The following is a 15,891-nucleotide window of genomic DNA, read 5'->3' as shown; positions in this document are numbered from 1 at the left end:
TAAGGGAGACGAACGTGACCGCTCCACGGATGAGGACCACCCCGCTGCCCGGCATCGGGGTGCAGTACGAGATCACGACCCGGCGGCACGACACCCTGTCGGTCATCGCGCACCGTGACGGCACCCGCACCTTCAACGTGCACCACGACGACGACCCCGACTCGTGCGGGCTCTCCATGAGGCTGACGGCGGCCGAAGCCATGTCGCTGACCGATGCGCTGCTGCCGGACCACAACAACCCGAATCTGCTGCACACCAGCGACTACGGGCTGATCGCCGAGCGGGTCTCGGTGACCGGTGGTTCGTACTGGAACGGCCGGGTGCTCGGCGACACCAGGATGCGGACCGCCACCGGTGCCTCCATCGTGGCGGTGATGCGCCGGGCCCATGCGATCCCCTCGCCGGGCCCGGATTTCCGGCTGCGTGGCGGTGACGCGGTCATCGTCGTGGGCACGCGTGAGGGCGTCGACGCGGCCCACGGCATCCTCGAGCGGAAGTGATCCGGTGGACTCCGCAGTCTTTCTGATCGAGTTCGGCGCCGTCGTGCTGGCCCTGGGACTGCTCGGCAGGGTCGCCGTACGGATGAGGTTCTCGGCCATCCCGCTCTATCTGCTGGCCGGACTCCTCTTCGGACACGGCGGGATCGTGCCGCTGGCCGGCAGCGAGGACTTCATCGAGGTCGGCGCCGAGATTGGTGTCGTGCTGCTGTTGCTGATGCTCGGCCTGGAGTACACCGCAGGGGACCTGGTCGGCCATCTCAAGACGCACGCCCCGGCAGGCGGCGTCGACTTCGTGCTCAACGCACTTCCCGGCGCCGCCGCTGCCCTGCTGCTGGGCTGGGGCCCGGTGGCCGCGGTGGTACTCGCCGGGGTCACCTGGGTGTCCTCGTCGGGCGTGATCGCCAAGGTGCTGGGTGACCTGGGACGTCTGGGCAATCGGGAGACCCCCGCGATCCTCAGCGTGCTGGTGCTCGAGGACCTCGCGATGGCGCTGTACCTGCCCATTCTCACGGCGCTGCTCGCGGGCACCGGCTGGGCGGTCGGCGGGCTCACCCTGGCGATCGCGCTGACCGCGGTGGGCACCGTCCTGCTCATCGCGGTCCGGTACGGCCGGGTGATCTCCAGGTTCATCTCCAGCGACGATCCGGAGAAGCTGCTGCTCGTGGTGCTCGGGCTCACCCTGCTGGTGGCGGGCTTCGCGCAGAAGGTGCAGGTCTCCGCGGCGGTGGGCGCGTTCCTTGTGGGCATCGCCCTCTCGGGGGAGGTCGCGGAGCACACCCATCATCTGCTCATGCCGCTGCGGGACCTGTTCGCCGCGGTGTTCTTCGTCTTCTTCGGACTGAACACGGACCCGGAGACGATCCCGCCGGTTCTGCTGCCGGCGCTGGCGCTCGCCGTACTCACCGCGATGACGAAGATCGCCACGGGCTACTGGGCGGCGCGGCGGACCGGCATCGGTACCCGTGGGCGGTGGCGGGCCGGCGGCGCGCTGGTGGCCAGGGGTGAGTTCTCCATCGTGATCGCCGGGCTGGCGACCGCGTCGGGGATCGAACCGGCGCTCGGACCGCTGGCGACCGCGTACGTGCTGCTTCTCGTGGTGCTCGGTCCGGTCACGGCCCGCTTCACCGAACCCGTGGCGCAGCGGGTCATCGAGTGGCGGAAGCAGCGGGCGGCGGAGCCGGTCGTCATCGACGAACTGCTGGCGCACGAGGCGGTGCAGGCGGCACAGGACTGACGGCGTCCGCACCGGGGGGGAGGGGCCCACGACAGGGTGTCGTGGGCCCCTCCCCCCCGGTGCCCGTCCCCGTCCGCGGCGCCGCGGACGGAGCGCTCCGGGTACAGCCGGGCCGGGACCCGCCAGCTGCCCCAGCCACTGGAACGTGTGGGACATGAAGCCGCTCGGGCGGGCGGGCCGGCGGCCGGCGGTGCGTGCCGGGCTCACCAGTCGATCCTTCGCCGGTTGCGGAAGAAGCCGCCGGTCGGTCCCGAGTCGGGGAGCGTGGCGAGCCAGGTGACCGTGTCGGCGCCCTTCTGGACGCTGGTCGGCGCCCCGGCTCCGCCCATGTCGGTCCGCACCCAGCCGGGGCAGACCGCGTTGACCTTCACCGATGGGGAAGCGGCCGACGAGACGACCAGGGTGAGGGCGTTGAGCGCCGCCTTGGTGATGCCGTACGCCGCGGGTGACGGGATGTTGTCCGTGAGGGCGCCGAGCCCCGACGACAGATTCACCACCCGTCCGTAGCCGCGGCGGCCCATCGCAGGCACGAAGGCCTGGCAGGTCCGGAAGGCACCCATCAGATTGATGTCGATCGCGTGGCTCATGGTGTCCTCGTCGAGCGAGAAGAACGCGTCGGTCGGGTACACGCCCGCGTTGTTGACGAGTACGTCGATGTCGACACCGGCGTCGGCCAGCCGGCCGGCGCAGTCCTGGACGCTCTTGGAGCTTGTGATGTCCAGTTCCTCGAAGCGGATCCGGCTTCCCGAGCCCCGGAGTTTCTGTGCCGCTGCCCGGCCGCGCGCCGGATCGCGCGCGGCGAGCACGACGTCGAGTCCGGCTCCGGCCAGCTGACGGCAGGTCTCGAGGCCGATGCCCCTGTTCCCGCCGGTGACGAGTGCGGTGAAGGTCTGCTGCTGGCTCATGGAAACCGTCCTGTATCGGGGGCCGACCCGGGCGGGTCAGACCTTGTAACGCTTCTTGTCGTCATCGGCGAAGCCGAGATATTCGCGCAGCGGCCAGACCGTCTCGGAGTCCGGGTGTTCGCGAATGTCTCCTTCGGCAGCTGTGACGGGCCGGTGTTCAACGGCAGGTGTGCTCCGTACGCCTGGTCCATCGGTGCTCGATGAGCAGGGCGCCGATGATCAGCAGGCCGAGGACCGCCACTTCGCCGACGGCGGCCGCACAGTGGCCGACCGGAATGGCGGCGGTGGCCATGACGGCGGCCACGAGATGAAATCGCCGGGGACCAATCCTGAGAATTCCGTGGAACCACGCGAGGCCCGCGAGATAGAACGTCACACCCCCGGCGAGGGCCAGTGACGGCGCCGTGGCGAGCTCGTCGTAGGGGTGCGCGATCGTCTTCTTGATGGCCGCCGCGATCAGGATCAGCCCGAACAGCATGGGGACATGGGCGTAGAAGAAGGCGGCCAGCGCCATCCGGGAGCGGCGGACCGCGTCCTGGCGCTCCAATGCCCGCTCGGCTCGCCTGGCCTTCTCCGATTCGTCGAAGTACGCCCACCACAGACAGGCGGGGATAACGAAGATCAGGATGGCGGTGATCACCACGGAGAAGCCCGCCTGACCACCCTCGGTTCCGACGCCGAGCGCGAGGAAGGATTCCCCCAGCGCGATGATCATGAGGAGCCCGTGCCGCTCCACGAAGTGTCCCGGTTTCAGCTCGAAGCCGGAGAAGCCGGTGATGAAAGGCGCGATCACCTCCAGCAGCAGCGCCGCCGACCAGCACACATACGTCATCGGCGCATCGAGGGAGCCGGCCTGGATGATCAGCAGCGCCCCCAGCGTGTGGAACGGCGCGATGTGCATCATGTTCCGGGCCGCGCTGGGGCCGCTGAAGGCGAACAGGGCGGCGTGCACCGTGACGATCATCAGATACCCGATGCCGAACGCGACCCCGTCCCCGCTGAACGCGTGCGGCGTGGCGAGTCCGACGATCAGGAAGGACGCCATGCCGAGCAGCAGCAGCAGACGGTGGCGCTTCTTGTGCGGCGGGAGATGGTTGGTCAGCCAGGCGTATCCGCCGTACATCCACCACAGCATCCAGAAGATGAGCAGGACCTGCAGCAGTCCTCGGAGGGTCATGTCGTGACTGAGCACCTGGGCGAGCTGGGTGAAGTTGAAGACGAACGCGAGGTCGAAGAACAACTCAAGTGTGGTGACTCGCGTTTCACTCCGGCTCTGCGACGAGGATTCATCCGTGCGCATGATGGGCGGAGCCTGTGACATCACTTTTTCCGAACTCTCGAGGCGTCGTGCGGTGGCATTCGGGGACAACCGCGCGAAGGAAATGGCAAGGGTGACCGAGCACCGGACTCAATACCGCGTCGGCGAAGTTACCGCCCCGGGCGTACCCCGGGTCAAAGAGCCGGGCACGACTTCGTGATGTCGGGCCACCGGCCGGAAACCATGGGACAGCAGGGTGCCCCGGTCCGCTGGTGCACGACGCACAGATTCACCCTGAATCGATAGCGTGCAGAGGTGAATGCGCGCAGCGCGCAGCCAGTCAGCGTTCGGGGGCGTGTTTCCGCGGGAGGACGAGAGCGCCCCGGCAAGGCCGAGTCAGCTTCGGAAGCTCCTAGACCTCAGGAAGTGTCCATGAACGCACAGTCAGATCAGGGAAGCCATCCGATACGGGTCCGACTCCTCACGAGGGAGTTTCCGCCCGAGATCTACGGAGGGGCCGGAGTCCATGTCGCGGAACTGTCCAGGGAACTGCGCAAGCTCACCGATCTACGGGTGAACTGCTTCGGCGGACCACGGCAGGACAGCGCGGTGACGGCCCACGCCGAGCCGGACCTCGGCGACGACGCCAATCCCGCGCTGCGCACCCTGGGCGTGAATGTGGAGATGGCCGCCGCCTGCGCCGACGCCGATGTCGTGCACAGCCATACCTGGTACGCCAACGCGGCAGGACGGCTGGCCCAGGTGCTCCACGGCGTTCCCCACATCGTGACCATGCACAGCCTGGAGCCGCTGCGGCCCTGGAAGGCCGAGCAACTGGGCGGTGGCTACGCACTGTCGTCGCTGGTGGAGCGCACCGCCATCGAATCCGCCGATGCCGTGATCGCGGTCTCCCACGCGATGCGTGACGACATCCTGTCCGTCTACCCGCAGGTCGGCCCCGGGCGGGTCCATGTGGTGCACAACGGGATAGACACCGGTGTCCAGCGGCCGGACCACGGAACACAGGCCCTGGAGCGGTACGGAATCGACCCCGGTCGGCCGATCGTGCTCTTCGTCGGCCGGGTGACCCGGCAGAAGGGCCTGAAGCATCTGCTGGAGGCCGCTTTCGCCCTGGCGGACGACGCGCAGCTGGTGCTGTGCTGCGGGCAGCCCGACACCCCGGAGATCGCCGAGGAGACCGCCGGACTGGTCGAGGAGCTGAGCCGGGCACGCAGCGGAGTGGTCCGTATCGACGGCATGCTGGACCAGGTGTCGCTCCGTCAGCTGCTCACCCACGCCGCTGTGTTCGTCTGTCCTTCGCTGTACGAACCGATGGGCATCGTCAATCTGGAGGCGATGGCCTGCGGTACCGCGGTGGTGGCGACCGCGACCGGCGGGATCCCCGAAGTGGTCGCGGACGGCGTCACCGGGTTGCTGGTTCCGATCGAGCAGGAACAGGACGGCAGCGGTACCCCGCTGGACCCCAAGCGTTTTGCGTCCGACCTCGCTGCGGCCGTCAACCGGCTGCTGGCCGATCCGGATCTGGCCCGCACCATGGGCGCCGCGGGCCGGGTCCGCGCCACCGATCGGTTCGGCTGGGAGCAGGCCGCCCGGCGGGTGTTCACGATCTACCAGAACGCCATCCGGTCGCTGCCACAGTGACGCCTGTGATGGAACTCAACGGACAACCCGCCGATCCCGCCGCCCTGCGGGCACTCGCCCTCACCAACTACGGGCACTTCACCACGATGCGGGTCGATGACGGGCGGGTACGCGGTCTTGCCCTCCACCTGGAACGGCTCGACCGCGACTGCCGCGCCGTTTTCGGCACCGTGCTGGACACCACAAGGGTCAGGGAGCTCGTCAGGCGTGCCGTCACCGGCCCCTCCTCCCACGGGTCGGGCACCTTCCTGGTCCGGGTGAGCGTCTTCGACCCGGACCTCGACATCGTCCGCCCGTCCGCACCGGCCACCCCGCACGTCCTCATCACCACCCGCCCGGCGGGCCCGCTTCCACCGGCCCCGCTGCGGGTGAAGTCGGTCCCCCATGTGCGGGACCTGCCGGCTGTGAAGCACTTCGGTCTCTTCGGTGCGCTGCACGCCCGGCGTGCGGCGCAGCTGGACGGCTTCGACGACGCGCTCTTCCACGGCCCGGACGACAGGGTGTCCGAGGGCGGCACCTGGAACGTCGGTTTCGTCGACGGCGACGGCCGGGTCGTCTGGCCGTCCGGCGATGTGCTGCCCGGGGTCACCATGGCCCTCCTCAAGCAGCACCACCCGCACACCACGAGGCCGGTCACCGTCGAGGAGGCCCGCGGAATGCAGGCGGTCTTCGCCACCAGTACCGGGATCGGCGTACGTGCGGTCTCGGCCGTCGACACTCGTGTGCTCTCCACCGGCCACCCGGTGGCGGCCGCACTGCGCAGCACCTATCTGGCCCTGCCGGGCGAAGTGGTGTAGGAGACCCGCCGGCGTCCCGTGTCGTCCGGGTCACCGTCACAGGTGGTTTCGGGGCCGGGCCGCCGTACTGTGTGCAGCCGCCCGTCCGCCGCCGGCTTCGCAGCAGGGCGAAGCCGGCGGCCGGTGCCCGTCAGGCGTCAGGGTTTCCGGCCCCGGGGCGGGTTGCCGGTGCCGGGCGGGAGCCGTCGAGCCCCTGGGCGGGAGTGCCGTCGAGGGCGGAGACCTCGATCAGCAGTGCCTGGGCCGGCTCCAGGGTCGGCATCGGCAGGCCCGCACCGACGAGCACCGCCCCCGGGAGGGTCACCCAGCCGTCGAGTGCCGCGGTGAACCAGGCAGGTCCTGACGTCTGGTGCAGCGCGGGCAGCCCGGCATCCGTACGGATCCGGACCCGGTAGCGGCCCCGCGCGTCGAGGCCGGGCAGCCGTACCCGTCCGGACTGGGCGGCGGTGGATGTCGCAAGCCGCACCCAGCAGTAGAGCGCGGTGCTCGCGTCGCCGGCCACCACCCCGTGCAGCAGGGTCGTTTCGTCGGCGAGATCGGCGCGCACCACCCGCCCGCCGTGCAGCAGCGGACGTACCTCCTTGTACAGCGCGGCCCACCGCCTCAGCCCCGCGAGTTCCTGCGGGGTGCGTGCGGTCAGATCGTCCTCGATGCCCGCGTGCCCGAACAGTGCGGTCGCATACCGGAAGGACTCGTCGGTGACCCGCCCCGACGTGTGGCTGTGCGGTCCGCCCACATGGGTGCCGACGAGTTCGGGCGGCAGCAGTTGCCCGGTCCAGCGCTGGATGGCCTGGCGCTCCAGGGGATCGTTGCAGTCGGACGCCCACACCCGGTCGGTCCGGGCGAGGATGCCGAGGTCGACGCGGGCGCCGCCGCTGGCACAGCTCTCGATCTCCAGGCCCGGGTGGCGGGCCTTCAGTGCGTCGATCAGCCGGTACACCGCGCTGACCTGCGTGTGCACCCCCGGCCGGTCGTGGCCGCCGGCGCCCCTGCTGACCGCCTCGTGCAGTTCCCGGTTGTGGTCCCACTTGAGGTAGTCGACGGAGTACCGGGTGACGATCTCGTCCAGGGATGTCAGCAGGTACGTCCAGGCGTCCTGGTGGGCGAGGTTGACGACGTACTGGTTGCGCCAGCTCGGGCCCAGCCCCGGGGACGGTGCGAGCAGCCATTCGGGGTGTTCCCTGGCCAGCCGCGAGTCCGGATTGGCCATCTCCGGCTCCACCCACAGACCGAACTGCATCCCGTGCCCGTGCACCCGGTCGGCGAGCGGTGTCAGCCCGTCCGGCCACACCTTCGCGTCCACCGTCCAGTCGCCGAGCCCCGCGGTGTCGTCGCGCCGGCCGGTGAACCAGCCGTCGTCCAGGACCAGCCGTTCCACTCCGGTCTCCGCTGCCAGATCGGCGAGCCGCAGCAGCCGCTCGATGCGGTGATCGAAGTACACCGCTTCCCAGGTGTTCAGCGTCAGCGGCCTTGGCGACGCGGGGTGCGACGGGCGCGCCCTGAGCAGGGTGTGGAAGCGGTCGGCCAGTCCGTCGAGACCCGCGTCCGACCACACGAAGTGGCAGACCGGCGACGTGTAGCTGTCGCCGGGTGCGAGCCGTACCTCACCCGGCGCCAGGAGTTCCCCGCCGCCCAGGACCGCCCCGTGCACCCCTGCGCCCTCGGGCAGTTGCTCGGCGAGGTAGCGCTGGTTGCCGCTCCAGGCGACGTGGAAGCCCCACACCTCACCGGTACGGAATCCGAATCCCGGTACGCCCACGGTGAGCAGATACGGCGAGTCGGCCCCCGGCCGGCCGCGGCGTACCTCCCGGACATGGCTGCCGAAGCGCAGTCCGCCGCGTTGTGGAGAGAGCTCCCGGCACCACTTTCCAGTGAAGTCGAGGATCTCGCCCGCCCGGTGCGGCAGCGGAATCAGGGTGGTCACGCCGGCCAGATCATAGGGCGCCGGGTCCTGGCCGGGGCCGGTGTCCGGCCTGCTGATCTCCGTGGAGACACCCAGCACGCCGGAGGGATCGAGCCGGTAGGTGAGCACGACGCCGAGGTCTCCGACATCGTCGGTGAGCCGCAGGACCAGTTCTCCGGGTTCCTGCCGCACCCCGGTCAGCCGGACCCGCGGTGTGGTCGCGGCGCCGTCCCGGTGGCCCTGCTGGGCGGGCGTGCCGGACCAGCCGTCGGCCTCCGTCGGCCAGACGGTGAACTGCCTCGGGATGTCGAGTGCGCTGTTCAGCACTGCGCCGTCGGCCGTCAGGATCAGCGCTTCGGTGTCCTCGTCGGTCAGTTCACCGAGGTCCTCACCCCAGTGCAGAATCCGGGGCAGCGGGCCGGTGAGCTCCACCACGAAGCTCACTCCGGCCGCGCGCAGATGCGCGGTCCGCGCGGTGGTGCGGTTCATGCGGGGTCCCTCCCAGGGTGGTGCCGTTGAACTCGCGATCGTGCCACGGGTGGTGCCGTCCCGGCAGGTGTCGGCGGGGACGGATGCGGCGGGTGGTTGCCGCGGGTGGGTTGCTGCGGCCGGTTGCGGAACCCTCACGTACTGAGCGGCCGGTCCGGGAACCGGCCGGACAGAGCGGCGGTCTTGTCGCGATGGCGTCGTCGCGGCGGCGTAGGGTGCGGGGAACCGGACTCGCGGAACACCGACGACGCACCGGCACCGGTCGTGGACAGGGCAGTGGATGAGCGCACGTTTCGAGGAAATCGACTGGCGGCCGACGCCCTTGGGCGACATCAGTCTGCGCCGTCGCCGGGACCCGGCGACGGGCGACGATGTGTACGAGGTGAAGCTGGGCGACGAGTTCCTCATGTCCAGCCTCTTCACCGCGGGAGAGATCGCCCTCACCGAGCTCGGCCTCGGCGAACTGTCGGGTGACGGACTCGATGTCGCCGTGGGCGGTCTGGGACTCGGCTACACCGCCAAGGCCGCACTGGACGACCCGCGGGTCAACTCCCTGATCGTGGTCGACGCGCTCGGCGAGGTGATCGACTGGCACCGACGCGGGCTCGTGCCCCTGGGCGCCGGGCTCGCGTCGGATCCCCGCTGCCGTCTGGTGCACGGTGACTTCTTCGCGATGACCGCGGACGCCGTCGGTCTGGATCCCGAGGCGCCCGGCCGTCGTTTCGATGCGGTGCTGCTGGACGTCGACCATTCCCCCCGCCATGTGCTGCATCCGAGCCACGCGGCTCTCTACACGGCCGCGGGCCTGCGAGCACTGGCCGAACGCCTCAAGCCGGAAGGGGTGTTCGCGCTGTGGTCCAACGATCCGCCCGACGACGCGTTCAGCGCCGTTCTCGCCGGGGTCTTCTCCGGAGTACGGGCGCAGGTGGTCGACTTCGTCAACCCGCTGCAGGGAGGAACCTCGGCCAACACGGTGTATGTCGTGCGGCGGTGAACCGGCACCGGGTGCCGGGCTCGCACCGGCCCCTCCCGCCCCGCTGTGGAGCGGGAACGGGCGGGGGCCGGCCGGGGAGGCTCGCGTTCACACTCTGCGGTGCAGCAGGAACGCCAGCAGCATCTCGATCTCGTACGCCGCGCGCGGGGCGAGCGGGACACCGCTGAGACAGGCGCGGGCCGCATCGAGATGACGGCCGGCCTCTTCGAGGGTGGCGACGCGTCCGCCGGCCGCCTCGATGAGCGTGGCGGCGCGGCGGACGGCAGTGTCCTCCAGCGGGAACGGGGAATTCAGCAGCTCGGCGAGTTCGCGGGCGGTGGGGCCGTGGCCGGCGAGAGCGGCGATGACCGGATAGGTCTTCTTCTGCTGCCGCAGATCGCTGTGCACGGGTTTGCCGGTCACCGCCGGATCACCCCAGATGCCGAGCAGGTCGTCAACGGCCTGGAAGGCCACCCCGAGGTGGCGCCCGGCCTGCTCCAGAGCGGCCACCGTTCCGGCAGGCGCACCGCCGAGGAGGCCGCCGAGCGCGGCGGCGCAGCCGAGGAGAGTACCGGTCTTGAGCTCCGCCATCGCCCGGTACTCGGCCGGGCGTACCGCGCCGGGCCCCGTCCAGGGCCTGGCCGCGAAGAGCAGGTCCTCCGCCTGGCCGTGCACGAGACCGCTCAGCGTCCCGGAAAGGCACCGCACCGCCGCCGCGGTGTGCGCCCCGGGCGCCTCGGCGATGGTCTGCACCGCCAGCGCGAACAGCGCGTCGCCCGCGAGCACGGCGGGCCCGGTGCCGTAGGCCTTCCAGACCGTCTCCCGCTGCCGCCGGGTCCCGTCGCCGTCCATGATGTCGTCGTGCAGCAGGGAGAAGGTGTGGATCAACTCGACGGCCACCGCCCCGGCGACCGCGCTCTCACCGGGCGCACCGGCGGCCTCCGCACACAGCACGGCAAGTGCCTGGCGTACGCCCTTGCCCTCGGAGGCGCCGGAATCCGGTGTCCCGCCCACACCGCACCAGCCGAGCGAGAACGCCGCCATCTCACCGGTCCATGGGTGGAGCCGGTCGATGGCGGCGGCCAGCGAGGGACGTACCAGTGCGCGGCACCGGGCGAGTACGCCGGGCGCGGTGGCGGCCGCGGCCTGTTCGTGCGCGATGTCCAGGGGCGCGGTGAGCACCGGTGCGGTGATGGGGGAGGTCATCGCGGCGCCCCCGCACCGCAGACGCGGGGTGCCTCCGGCCGTCCTGGTTCCTCGGGCAGGGGGCCCACCCCCAGTTCGGCCGTCGCCTTGTCCACCATGTCCCGGGCATGCCGCAGACCTATCCGGTCCAGGATGTGCCGCAGTTCCGCCAGTTCGGCGCGGGTCTCCGCCGGGTTCCGTCCGAGCCGCGCGAGTGACTTGGCGAGCCCCAGCCGGGACAGCGCGGTTCCCCTCGGCTCGTTCATCTCCCGGAACTCCGCCAGCGCCTGCGCGTAGGTGTCGCGGGCCTGCGGATACGACCCGGCCCGGTAGTACACATTGCCGCGCATCTTGTGGTTGTAGGCGAGGGCGCTCGACAACTTCATCTCGCGGCAGACCGATTCGGCCTCGGAGAGCAGCGCAAGCGCCCGCTCCGCGTCGCCGTCGCGCACGGACACCACATCGGCTATCCCGCGCAGTGCCCAGGCCCGCCCCCGCCAGTCGTCGGCGCTGCCCGCGGTCTCGGCCGCCTCCTCGAACAGCTCGAGCGCCCTGTCGTACGACCCGGTGTTCCGGTGCATCTGCGCTATGCCCTCGAGCGCCCACACCGTGTGCCGTGCCTCGCCGCGCTTGCGCGCCTCGGCGAGCAGCTGCTCGTGCAGTTCGCCAACGGCCTTGTAGTCGCCCTGTATTCGTCCGGTCTCGGCAAGTCCCGCGAGCGAGTATCCGCGTACCACCACGTCGCCACCGCGCTCTCCCCACTCGGCCGCGAGACCGAGCAGCCGGTAGGCCAGTGGCAGTGCGCCCCGCTGCCGGGCGAGGGTGCCGCCGCTCCACAGCGCCCAGGCCATCGCCCCGACGTCCGCCGCCGCCCGCGCCGCGCGGTAGCTGGCCTTCCACGCGGCGTCGGCCTCCGCCACCCGCCCCAGCCGCCGGTACGCCTCCGCGAGAGCGAGGCCGCAGCGCGCCATCTCACCCTGGTCCCCGGCGGCTTCGGACGCCCGGAGCTCCTCGATACCTCTGGCCAGCACATCGGTCAGCGACGAGTTCACCGAAAGCGAGCCGAGGGCGCCCTGGTACTCAGGCGCGAACGCCTTGCCCCGAGCCCCTGTTTCCCGCACCGATTCCTGCTCTACCGCCTGTGTCACCTGTGCCACCTGCCCCACTGTTGCGCCTGTCGTACGGACCGTCTTCGCTCCTGCTGTCCCCGATCAAGACGGTATGAGGACGGAGGGGTTCCACGAATCCGCCTCCGTGCTCGTCATGGGTCATACCTGGGTGCCACGGGGGAGGCCCGGGATAGTCAGTGGGATGTACGGCCCGGTAGCCCTTGTGCCGGAGCGGCGGTGCTGTGCGGGAGGCGACAGGGACACGGTGCGGGTGCTTCTCAGTCCCGTCGTTTCCCGGTCGGGTGCCGGACGCGCTCGAATCGTTCGCCGCGAACGCTGCCGCCAGCTGCTGGGCAGGCGGTCAGCGTGAACCGCGCCGGACCTCTCATCCATGGAAGCCGGCGGAGTCGATTCCTGAAGGCGGCCATGCGACCCGACGTTGATGCCTCTAGGAGGTGGCGGTCGGCGGATGGCCGGCGTGGGGTGGCCGGCGGCCGAACGCGGCCGGGAGGCTGAGCACCATGGTGAGTCCGCCGCCTGGGGTGTCCTCGGCGTCGAGAGTGCCACCGATCGCCTCGGCGAAGCCCGCGCCACCGCCAGGCCCAGACCCACCCCCGCCCCGCGCGGCGTGTCCCCGTACCGCTGGAACGGCTCGAAAATACGGTCCTTGGCCTCGTCGGGCACCCCCGGGCCGCGGTCGACCACCCGGACCTCCACGCGGTCGGCGATGGCGCTGGCGGCCACCAGGACCGCCTCGCCGGGCGGACTGTACTTGAACGCGTTCTCGACCCGGTTGGCCACGGACCGCTCCAGCAGCCCGGGGTCGACGGCGACCATCGGCAGGGTCTCCGGGATGTCCAGCTCCACTCGCGTGAGCCCCAGGACGAGGCGCGGACAAGCTGAGGGTCGACCTCCACCACCAGTAACCGGGGTCATCGGTGCGCGCCTCCCCTCATGCCGTGGAGGCCCGGTCCTGTGGAACCGGTACAGCGACAGCGGGAGTTGACGAAACCGGGTGTCGCTCCGGCCGCCAACTCCCGCGTGGTGCACGTAAGACCATCAGCTGTCCGCCACGAGTTCCCTGAGCGCGATGTTGAGTTCGAGGACGTTCACGCGGGGCTCGCCGATGAAGCCGATGGTGCGGCCGTCGCTGTGCTCGTCGACGAGCTTCTGCACCTGGGCGGCGGGCAGGCCGTTCTTCTCCGCGACGCGGTGCACCTGGATGCCGGCGTACTCCGGGGAGATGTCCGGGTCCAGGCCGGAGCCCGAGGAGGTGACCGCGTCGGCGGGCACGTCCTGGACGGTGTAACCGTTCACCGAGTTGTCCTTGACGACCGCGGCCTTGGCGGCGACCACCCAGGCACAGAGGGTGTCTTCCCCGGCGTGCTTCGGGCAGCGGCCGTTCACCGCGCCGTTGTCGCCCGAGCGGTTCGTGGCGCCGGACAGGATCAGCTTGTACTGGGTGTTGACACTGTTGGTGCCGAGGCCGTTGGACGGGCGTGGCTGGAACCACTTGAGGTCGGGCTCCGGCGTCTCCTGGCCCTTCTTCAGCGGCAGGTTGTAGGACTGACCGATCAGCGAGGACCCGACGACCTTGCCGTTGGACTTGATCTCCGAACCGTTCGCCTTGTCGTGGAACAGCCCCTGGGCGACACCGGTGACGGCGAGCGGGTAGAGGATGCCCGTCACCACGGTGAGCAGGAGGAGGGCGCGCAGGCCCGCCCACAGCAACCGGGCGGTGTTCGTAACCGAGTTGTTCATAGCCGATCAGCCAATTCCGGGGATGAGGGAGATGATCAGGTCGATGATCTTGATGCCGATGAACGGGGCGACGAGCCCGCCCAGGCCGTAGATCCCCAGGTTGCGGCGGAGCAACTTGTCCGCGCTCACCGGCCGGTACCGCACACCCCGCAGGGCGAGCGGAACCAGCGCGATGATGATCAGCGCATTGAAGATGACCGCGGACAGGATCGCGGAGTCCGGCGAGGACAGATGCATGATGTTCAGCCTGTCCAGGCCCGGGTAGACCGCCGCGAACAGCGCCGGGATGATCGCGAAGTACTTCGCGACGTCGTTGGCGATCGAGAAGGTCGTCAACGCGCCCCGGGTGATCAGCAGCTGCTTGCCGATCTCCACGATCTCGATGAGCTTCGTCGGGTTCGAGTCGAGGTCGACCATGTTGCCGGCCTCCTTGGCGGCCGACGTACCCGTGTTCATCGCGACACCCACATCGGCCTGTGCGAGCGCGGGGGCGTCGTTCGTGCCGTCGCCCGTCATCGCGACGAGCTTGCCGCCCGCCTGCTCACGCCTGATGAGCGCCATCTTGTCCTCGGGAGTCGCCTCCGCGAGGAAGTCGTCGACGCCGGCCTCATCCGCGATCGCCCTTGCCGTCAGCGGGTTGTCACCCGTGATCATGACAGTCTTGATGCCCATGCGGCGCAGCTCGTCGAAGCGTTCGCGCATGCCCTCCTTGACGACGTCCTTGAGGTGGATGACGCCCAGGACGCGGGTGCTCTCCGCGTCTTCGACGGCCACGAGGAGCGGCGTGCCGCCCGCCTCGGAGATCCGGTCGGCAAGTGTCCCGGCATCCTCGGACACCTCGCCGCCCTGTTCCTGGACCCAGGCGATGACCGAACCGGCCGCGCCCTTGCGGACCTTTCGTCCGTCGACGTCCACACCCGACATGCGGGTCTGGGCGGTGAAGGCGATCCACTCGGCGCCCTTCAGCTCACCCTGACGCCGCTCGCGCAGCCCGTACTTCTCCTTCGCCAGTACGACGATGGAGCGGCCCTCGGGCGTCTCGTCGGCCAGCGAAGAGAGCTGGGCGGCGTCGGCGACCTCGGCCTCGGTGGTGCCGGTCACCGGTACGAACTCGGAGGCCTGGCGGTTTCCGAGCGTGATGGTGCCGGTCTTGTCGAGCAGCAGCGTCGACACATCGCCGGCTGCCTCAACTGCCCTGCCGGACATGGCCAGGACGTTGCGCTGGACGAGGCGGTCCATGCCCGCGATACCGATCGCGGAGAGCAGCGCACCGATCGTCGTCGGAATCAGGCAGACGAGCAGCGCGATCAGCACGACCATCGTCAGATGCGTACCCGCGTAGTCCGCGAACGGCGGAAGCGTCGCCACCGCGAGCAGGAAGACGATCGTCAGCGAGGCCAGCAGGATGTTCAGCGCGATCTCGTTGGGCGTCTTCTGCCGGGCCGCGCCTTCGACCAGCGCGATCATGCGGTCGATGAAGGTCTCGCCCGGCTTCGTCGTGATCTTGATGACGATGCGGTCGGAAAGGACCTTGGTACCGCCGGTTACCGCAGACCGGTCGCCGCCGGACTCGCGGATGACCGGGGCCGACTCACCCGTGATGGCCGACTCGTCGACCGAGGCCACACCCTCGACGACGTCACCGTCGCCGGGGATGATGTCGCCCGCCTCGCAGACGACCAGGTCGCCCACGCGCAGCTCGGTGCCGGGCACCTGCTCCTCGCGGCCATCCACCAGACGCCGGGCCACCGTGTCGGTCTTGGCCTTGCGGAGCGTGTCCGCCTGCGCCTTGCCGCGGCCCTCGGCCACCGCCTCCGCCAGGTTGGCGAAGATCACGGTCAGCCACAGCCAGGCGCTGATCGCCCAGCCGAACCAGTCGCCGGGGTCCTTGAAGGAGAAGATCGTCGTCAGGACCGAGCCGACGAGGACCACGAACATCACGGGGGACTTGACCATCACCCGCGGGTCGAGCTTGCGGAAGGCGTCCGGCAGCGACCTGAGCAGCTGCCTGGGGTCGAAAAGACCCGCCCCGACGCGTCCTTCGCCGGGCTTGTGACTGGTCGGAACATCGCTGTGCGGCGCCGACGTCGGAGTGGCTGTGGACATTGAGTCCTC

12 protein-coding genes and 1 pseudogene are annotated in these 15,891 nt (G+C 70.1%); 5 read left to right on the top strand and 8 right to left on the bottom strand.

Annotated elements, in window-relative coordinates; all coding sequences use genetic code 11:
- Nucleotides 1–14 precede the first annotated feature (14 nt).
- Together OHS16_RS14785 and OHS16_RS14780 are read left to right on the top strand one after the other, a co-directional pair.
- Entirely contained in the window at nt 15–500 is a 486-nt protein-coding gene (locus tag OHS16_RS14785) for a cation:proton antiporter regulatory subunit (RefSeq protein WP_328537665.1), read from the top strand.
- A gap of 4 nt (nt 501–504) precedes the next feature.
- Nucleotides 505–1,734, top strand: coding sequence for a cation:proton antiporter (locus OHS16_RS14780; protein ID WP_328537664.1), 1,230 nt, complete (start codon nt 505–507; stop codon nt 1,732–1,734).
- 203 nt (nt 1,735–1,937) lie between these two features.
- Here the strand turns inward: OHS16_RS14780 and OHS16_RS14775 are convergent, their stop codons facing one another.
- Together OHS16_RS14775 and OHS16_RS14770 are read right to left on the bottom strand one after the other, a co-directional pair.
- On the bottom strand, nt 1,938–2,639 hold the full coding sequence (locus tag OHS16_RS14775) for an SDR family NAD(P)-dependent oxidoreductase (RefSeq protein WP_328537663.1): 702 nt from the start codon (nt 2,637–2,639) through the stop codon (nt 1,938–1,940).
- Nucleotides 2,640–2,796: 157 nt separating this feature from the next.
- Nucleotides 2,797–3,939: a low temperature requirement protein A gene (locus OHS16_RS14770; RefSeq protein WP_328537662.1), complete on the bottom strand. Its 1,143-nt coding sequence runs from the start codon at nt 3,937–3,939 to the stop codon at nt 2,797–2,799.
- 390 nt (nt 3,940–4,329) lie between these two features.
- Between OHS16_RS14770 and glgA the strand changes: the two genes are divergently transcribed.
- Both glgA and OHS16_RS14760 read left to right on the top strand, forming a co-directional pair.
- Nucleotides 4,330–5,559 (top strand): glycogen synthase, encoded by a 1,230-nt coding sequence (glgA, locus tag OHS16_RS14765; protein ID WP_328537661.1) that lies wholly within the window; start codon nt 4,330–4,332, stop codon nt 5,557–5,559.
- Between the two features lie 8 nt (nt 5,560–5,567).
- Nucleotides 5,568–6,356 (top strand): aminotransferase class IV family protein, encoded by a 789-nt coding sequence (locus tag OHS16_RS14760; protein WP_328540849.1) that lies wholly within the window; start codon nt 5,568–5,570, stop codon nt 6,354–6,356.
- Nucleotides 6,357–6,486: 130 nt separating this feature from the next.
- Here OHS16_RS14760 and OHS16_RS14755 read toward each other — a convergent pair whose 3' ends face one another.
- Entirely contained in the window at nt 6,487–8,748 is a 2,262-nt protein-coding gene (locus OHS16_RS14755) for an alpha-galactosidase (protein WP_328537660.1), read from the bottom strand.
- 280 nt (nt 8,749–9,028) lie between these two features.
- On the opposite strand from OHS16_RS14755, the gene OHS16_RS14750 reads away from it, so the two are divergent.
- Nucleotides 9,029–9,742, top strand: a complete 714-nt coding sequence (locus OHS16_RS14750; RefSeq protein WP_328537659.1) for a spermidine synthase — start codon at nt 9,029–9,031, stop codon at nt 9,740–9,742.
- Nucleotides 9,743–9,829: 87 nt separating this feature from the next.
- Here OHS16_RS14750 and OHS16_RS14745 read toward each other — a convergent pair whose 3' ends face one another.
- The 5 genes and pseudogenes from OHS16_RS14745 to kdpB all read right to left on the bottom strand — a co-directional run bounded on the left by OHS16_RS14745 (nt 9,830) and on the right by kdpB (nt 15,882).
- Complete coding sequence (locus tag OHS16_RS14745; RefSeq protein ID WP_328537658.1) at nt 9,830–10,927, bottom strand: polyprenyl synthetase family protein; 1,098 nt, start codon at nt 10,925–10,927, stop codon at nt 9,830–9,832.
- A complete protein-coding gene (locus tag OHS16_RS14740) occupies nt 10,924–12,054 on the bottom strand; it encodes a tetratricopeptide repeat protein (protein ID WP_443042618.1) in 1,131 nt (376 codons plus the stop codon). Before OHS16_RS14740 ends, OHS16_RS14745 begins: the two co-directional genes overlap by 4 nt.
- A gap of 409 nt (nt 12,055–12,463) precedes the next feature.
- Nucleotides 12,464–12,882: pseudogene (locus OHS16_RS14735) on the bottom strand (sensor histidine kinase); the annotation flags it as partial.
- A 192-nt stretch (nt 12,883–13,074) separates the two neighbouring features.
- Nucleotides 13,075–13,776, bottom strand: a complete 702-nt coding sequence (locus OHS16_RS14730; protein WP_328537656.1) for a potassium-transporting ATPase subunit C — start codon at nt 13,774–13,776, stop codon at nt 13,075–13,077.
- A 6-nt stretch (nt 13,777–13,782) separates the two neighbouring features.
- Nucleotides 13,783–15,882 (bottom strand): potassium-transporting ATPase subunit KdpB, encoded by a 2,100-nt coding sequence (gene kdpB, locus OHS16_RS14725; RefSeq protein WP_328537655.1) that lies wholly within the window; start codon nt 15,880–15,882, stop codon nt 13,783–13,785.
- Nucleotides 15,883–15,891 lie beyond the last annotated feature (9 nt).

Source organism: Streptomyces sp. NBC_00344 (genome assembly GCF_036088315.1).
Classification (GTDB): Bacteria; Actinomycetota; Actinomycetes; order Streptomycetales; family Streptomycetaceae; genus Streptomyces.
This window is presented reverse-complemented; position numbering and strand designations above follow the sequence as displayed.